This window comes from Mojavia sp., from assembly GCF_059505145.1.
In genome coordinates this window covers 1-5,440 of the sequence record NZ_JCACKA010000024.1, presented here as the reverse complement: position 1 = coordinate 5,440, position 5,440 = coordinate 1, and the positions used below count along the sequence as shown (strand labels likewise).

The 5,440-nt window shown below is 42.3% G+C and carries 9 protein-coding genes; 3 read left to right on the top strand and 6 right to left on the bottom strand.

Annotation, left to right across the window (positions count from 1 at the left end):
* Window positions 1-855: 855 nt before the first annotated feature.
* A complete protein-coding gene (locus AC5JL8_RS03695) occupies window positions 856-1,125 on the top strand; it encodes a DUF1579 family protein (RefSeq protein WP_495878429.1) in 270 nt (89 codons plus the stop codon).
* A gap of 366 nt (window positions 1,126-1,491) precedes the next feature.
* On the opposite strand, the gene AC5JL8_RS03690 is transcribed toward AC5JL8_RS03695, so the two are convergent.
* Together AC5JL8_RS03690 and AC5JL8_RS03685 are read right to left on the bottom strand one after the other, a co-directional pair.
* Window positions 1,492-1,623, bottom strand: a complete 132-nt coding sequence (locus tag AC5JL8_RS03690; protein ID WP_495878428.1) for a hypothetical protein — start codon at window positions 1,621-1,623, stop codon at window positions 1,492-1,494.
* A complete protein-coding gene (locus tag AC5JL8_RS03685; RefSeq protein ID WP_495878427.1) occupies window positions 1,610-2,197 on the bottom strand; it encodes an AAA family ATPase in 588 nt (195 codons plus the stop codon). The genes AC5JL8_RS03690 and AC5JL8_RS03685 overlap by 14 nt, the downstream gene beginning before the upstream one ends.
* 211 nt (window positions 2,198-2,408) lie before the next feature.
* On the opposite strand from AC5JL8_RS03685, the gene AC5JL8_RS03680 reads away from it, so the two are divergent.
* The gene (locus AC5JL8_RS03680; RefSeq protein ID WP_495878426.1) at window positions 2,409-2,876 is read left to right on the top strand and encodes a polysaccharide biosynthesis/export family protein; all 468 of its coding nucleotides are present in this window, start codon (window positions 2,409-2,411) and stop codon (window positions 2,874-2,876) included.
* A 36-nt stretch (window positions 2,877-2,912) separates the two neighbouring features.
* Here the strand turns inward: AC5JL8_RS03680 and AC5JL8_RS03675 are convergent, their stop codons facing one another.
* From AC5JL8_RS03675 to AC5JL8_RS03660, 4 genes are all read right to left on the bottom strand, one after another.
* Window positions 2,913-3,095 carry a hypothetical protein gene (locus AC5JL8_RS03675; protein ID WP_495878425.1) on the bottom strand — a complete coding sequence of 61 codons (183 nt, stop codon included), beginning with the start codon at window positions 3,093-3,095 and terminating at the stop codon, window positions 2,913-2,915.
* Window positions 3,096-3,160: 65 nt separating this feature from the next.
* The gene (locus AC5JL8_RS03670; protein WP_495878424.1) at window positions 3,161-3,436 is read right to left on the bottom strand and encodes an HU family DNA-binding protein; all 276 of its coding nucleotides are present in this window, start codon (window positions 3,434-3,436) and stop codon (window positions 3,161-3,163) included.
* A 269-nt stretch (window positions 3,437-3,705) separates the two neighbouring features.
* Window positions 3,706-4,296 (bottom strand): prolyl hydroxylase family protein, encoded by a 591-nt coding sequence (locus AC5JL8_RS03665; protein WP_495878423.1) that lies wholly within the window; start codon window positions 4,294-4,296, stop codon window positions 3,706-3,708.
* Window positions 4,297-4,342: 46 nt separating this feature from the next.
* Window positions 4,343-4,615 (bottom strand): hypothetical protein, encoded by a 273-nt coding sequence (locus tag AC5JL8_RS03660; RefSeq protein WP_495878422.1) that lies wholly within the window; start codon window positions 4,613-4,615, stop codon window positions 4,343-4,345.
* Between the two features lie 223 nt (window positions 4,616-4,838).
* Between AC5JL8_RS03660 and AC5JL8_RS03655 the strand changes: the two genes are divergently transcribed.
* Window positions 4,839-5,042, top strand: coding sequence for a hypothetical protein (locus AC5JL8_RS03655; protein ID WP_495878421.1), 204 nt, complete (start codon window positions 4,839-4,841; stop codon window positions 5,040-5,042).
* Window positions 5,043-5,440 lie beyond the last annotated feature (398 nt).

Genomic DNA, 5,440 nt, shown 5'->3' with positions numbered 1-5,440 from the left:
GCTATTTAAGCATTATAGCCTTTTTTACTTTTTTGTTTTGTTTAAGTCCCGTTAGATGTAGCGACCTGCAATTATAAATCCCCCGACCTGCAATCATCGTTGTTTTCAGCCAGGATTATTTGCAACTATAATTTCAGTTGAGCCAGGATTAACTGCAACTGAGCCAGGATTAAATGCAACCAGCCTGCAATCATCCGTTTCGACGCTTGTTTATTTGCACAGGTGCTCAACAATATACTAAGACTGGGTTTTCAGGATTGCCAGAAGTTTGTCAAAAAACTCATTTGAGAATTTGATAAATTAACAATGAAATATTTACCGAGTTTTTTTACTTAAAACCCAATGGTAAAAGTAACTCTAAGCCTTACTGGTGACGCAGTTAAGAAACCGTTCGTTTTTTTTACTTTAAGAGATTGCATTTAATCCTGGCTCAAACCGATGATTGCAGGTTGGTTGCAAATAATCCTGGCTCAGTTGCATTTAATCCTGGCTGAAGCACAATTATAGTTGCAGATAATCCTGGTTTGTAAATGTCTTGATTGCAGGTTTGAGCGATTAGTATTGCAGGTCGCTACACTTACACACTGGATTGGGCGAACGAAGTTCAGCTACTCGCCACTTTCCCCACGCTGGTGGACTACATGGAACGAATGTACAAACGACCAAAGGCATCTGGGCGAATCGCAGCTGCACTTGCAAGTCTCAATCAGACCTCACAATGATTCACAAAAGGAGATAACCCAATGGAACCCAACCAAGCTGAACAAACCTCACCCATGCCTGCTCAACCGCAAAAAGAAAGAACATCAGTGGCTCCAGAAACTCGTCGGTGAGTGGACGTATGAAATCGAAGCGATGATGGAACCCGATCAACCTCCCGTAAAATCAACGGGAACAGAGACTGTGCATTGCCTTGGGCACAGCGAAAGCTGCTCACTGGCTAGACTTTGGGTATTGGCGGAAGGGCAGGGCGAAATGCCTGGCTGTGGTTCTGTAACAACGCTGATGACCCTAGGCTACGACCCACAAAAACAGCGGTATGTGGGCACCTGGATCGGGTCAATGATGACGTATCTCTGGCAATATGATGGTGAATTGGATGCAGGGGAAACCATGCTAACCTAGTTGAAACTTGGCGGAATGCTGATGATCTTGGACGAGTTCTTCAGCTTGGGGCGCATATTGAGCCGGGAACATCTGGGCAGTAGAGTTCACCCAATACCTTCGCCAATTTACGAGGACAAGTTGATGTAAAACTCCCATTTCTCCGAAGCTAGGCAAAAACAATAATACCTAAAAATTACTTTCAGGTTTCTCGCAAGGCTTTTTTAACGTATTTCACGTAGCATCAAGGGTTTGAGAGTCAAATCCATCTTGTCAGCTAAACGCTTATTTATGAATGATTTTGCCAGTTTTGCCCAAATTTTTGTAGGCTCTTATTTTGGCAAAGGTATTGAGTAAGCTGGTGATTTTAGCCCAAAGTGCGATCTCTCATTCGTCCATTGCTGAAAACTTGAGCCGTATAACGACTAAGATAAGCGGTGGTGAGTCAACTTTCCATACTATCGAAACTTCTCGACCATCCGCCGTGATCGTCACAATCAACTGACTAGAAACGAACATAGCGTGCCTGCACAATCATCCGTTTTAGAGGACGCAAGATTGGATGCCAAGTTGGAGGTTTGAGATCAAGACCTGCATAATGAGCAATTTCCTCTGCAACAGCCTCAATTGCTTTACCTTCCGTGTTGAGATGAATCGAAAACCTCTGATCAGATAAGGATTTTAAGCAACGATCAAGTTGATGCGCGCCCCAAGAGTTACTGCCATCCCCGCGCCGACGCAACCGACGCAAAACCGTTTTGCGAGAAGCCAGTAGAGTAAAATGATGCACCTTCCATCCCTCTTTACGCAATGCTTCTACGGTTTGCTCATAGTAGAGAGGATTCACGACGGTCATTGGAACAATAATTTCTCCGACAAAATTTTCTGCAACATACCGTAGGCTCTGAAAAGTAAACTCGCGCCACACCGGATGATCCTGGAAGTCCCTATGCATTGATGGCGGTACAACTTTACGAAGTGCAAAGCCAATTTGTTCAGGGTCGAAGACAAAACTACCAGGGACTCTGCTGTGTAGCTCGAAGGCAGTTTGGGTTTTGCCAACTCCAAAGGCTCCATTCAACCAAATGATCATTTGTGGCAGGGGCTTTCTCGCATCGACTACAACTTAGCACTAACTTAATCAGTATTCTAGCCAAGACATCTGATCAAAGTCACGGATACCGACTGTAATACACTAGTAATTGGGATTGCTTTAAAATAGCCAGTACTGAGAAACTAAACAAAAAGAACTTTAGTCTTGTTTGGTTATTGGTGTATTGTAATCCGATCTTAAAGCTGTTTTTATGAAAAATTTAACTTCCATCAGCCTTTTGATGACTGTTTTACCTCTACAAATAGCTTGTCTACCAGTATTAGCTACACCGTTGCCTGATGATAGAACTAGCTTGTGTGCCAACAAACCTAATCAAGTACAGCCTAGTACTCAAAGCCATACACAACATCAGGTTCATATTGCCGTGATTGGAGAAGTCCAATATCCTGGAGCTTATTTTCTGCTGAAAACTGCACCACAGAGCCAACATTTGGCAAAGCCTTGCTCATTAGCTACTGTAACTCAAGCGATCCAGGCGGCAGGTGGAATTACTCAATATGCTGATATTCGTCGAGTTCAAATCCGCCGACAAGTATTTAATGAAACTAAGCAAACAATTGATGTAAACCTGTACAAATACTTATCAGCAGAAGATTTAAGCCAAGATATTGAATTACAAGACGGTGACGCAGTTGTAGTACCATTTGTAGAACAATAATTACTACAACCTTTATCAGTCATTAATTAACGCGACTTAAACAAAAATCACTAGAATCCGCATTTTGGCATAATCACCTTTCGCAACCCACACCATCCCCATCCCTATCAAACCCGTGCGGATCTGATGGAACCACTTTAAATCTGCGGTAGGGAATATCAGGGCAATCCAAGTCTGCCGAATTGGGCAGAATGCAAATATCTGGGTAGGAGCGATCACAAGAAGCGCACAGTGTCGCAAGTGGCGATCGCCATCTGTAACATCTACGAATTGACAGTTACGACTTATGGTGCGACTTTTTCTCGAAACTGTTTACCAGCAGAAAATGCAGGAACTCTGGTAGCTGGAATTGTAATTGTCTCCTTGGTTTTTGGGTTACGCCCTTCACGCTCGGCACGTTCCCGTCGCTCGAATGAGCCAAACCCAATCAGCGTTACCTTATCTCCATTAGCTACAGCTTCGGTAACTACTTCTAAAAAAGCTGATATCACTTCATCGGCTTGCTTTTTTGTGATGTTGGTCTTTGCTGCTACAGTATCCACTAGTTCGCCTTTGTTCATAAATCACCCTAAAGTATTGCAAGTATTGGAAATTTACCATTACTAACTCATGTTAGGAAAGGGAACAAGGAATAAAAATCAAGCAACACATGAAAATTAACAATGCACGACTACTCCTGTGGCGGCTTTGAATTGATGGGTACAGCCAGTTTAGTTTTAGTGATTTCCCAAACATGATATGAGCCATGCAAAAATAACTTGAACACTTTTGATGGATCTGCAATGCAAATATGCTCCAAAATTTCTGTTGGCAGAAAAACAAAGGCCGTTTAAAAGACTTTTGATTTTTGAGAGTACATAACATCCGAGCGCAAAACGTACTTTCGCCCTTGGTTAACAGGAGTGCCTTCATGTACTAGTTCATGGACAAAGCACAAAGCCATACCTGTTACTGGAACTACAGTGATACTAGGTAAATGTTCATAGTATCGCCTATCAAAATGAAAACGGGTTTCGCCACCTGCAAAACCTTGATTTAGATAAATCATGAAGCTCAATAGGCTTTCCTCACCGTTAGAGCGCCGATAAGAACCGTCATGATGAATCGCAAATCTTTGTCCTGGATCATAGCGATAAAAACGAAAACGCTCATTCAGCCCCACCGCTTCCCATCTGCCAATGATATTAGGAATATAATTTGACACACGCTGCCATAAATCAAAAGCCCGTTGCGGATCATCTAGTATAACGCGCTTATTATTGCGGATATCAGGACGTATTTCAAAACCTCGTAAGGTAGTAATTGGGGCATCTGTATAACCGATGTTTTCGGTTAAAGCAACATACTCCGCACACTCTTGTGGTGAAAGAATATTGTCTATAGTGAAAATTTCATTGTTTAGCAAATTTTTTTTGGTCATGGTTGAGCATGAAAGCGTTCTTAGTGATTAAGCAAATCATCATCTATCATAGTTTCAACAACAATGCCACCAACCAAGCTTCATCAGCCCAGCACTTTACTCCTTCAATGTAGCAAATATTACTTTGGTATTCCTCTTGAGTTTCAGTTACAACTGCCTCAAATCCTCCACTTATTGAGGTATTAAAGAAACTCAACTTTCGTCCTTGAGCATCACTTGCTTTGCTATAGCAATTATCACAGACTGCGCGTGGATATCTTGCAGAATATCGAGTTGGGGTCGAACAGATGGGGCAAGGATGAAACTCATTATTACTCATGATTTTTAATGCTATATGAAAATCGACCGATTGCAAGAACTCAAGCAAAAACTGACGAATGAACCAGACTTGTTCGATCTCTAGTTATTTTATATGGATCATTTTGCGGATCACCCAAAATTTACCGAACTGGGTGAGCCTACTTATAATCAATACCTAGATGGTGTCATCCACAAAACTTGTAAGCATTTGTTTGGCAGGGCAGTAAAGATTACTTACCTTTTTGCTTCTCTACATAGCTTTGTATCATTTATTTCATGGAGCTTTCCAAGCAGAACGACGTATTGGTGGTGTGATTTATTTCGAGGCTATAAAAATTGGGTTAATTGCAGCGTCGGCAGATTATCCTCCTACCGATGCGGTTAAGTATTCACGTTTTTCTGAGGTGCAACAAGAGCCGACACTTAATCGCAACGATCTCAATTGAGAGAAGGGCAAGGCATGAGGAACTCTCAACAAGTGCCAATAAATGTATTTGCCCTTGCTAGCGATCGCTCTTGGCTTTCAACGGCTTTGGCATTGAACAGCAGTTCTTCCCTTGGAGGCTAAATCTGCATCGGTTAACAGGATATTGCGTTTGAGGAGGAGCGATTGCTACGCCAACACTAAAGGCGATCGCAAATAGCTACTAATTCTAATTACTGTTGTATAAGCTAATCGTCATTTAAATTGCACCATTTTCATGGGAAGAAAAGCTGCAAACCCTCTCCCTTGCTCCCTGCCCCCTGCCCCCCTGCGGCCTCAATATGCAAATTAAATGCTTAACAGCTTAGTTTGCTTGTGGTAAGCTAATCCGCCTTTAATTTGCCCCTTGCAACTATCGTC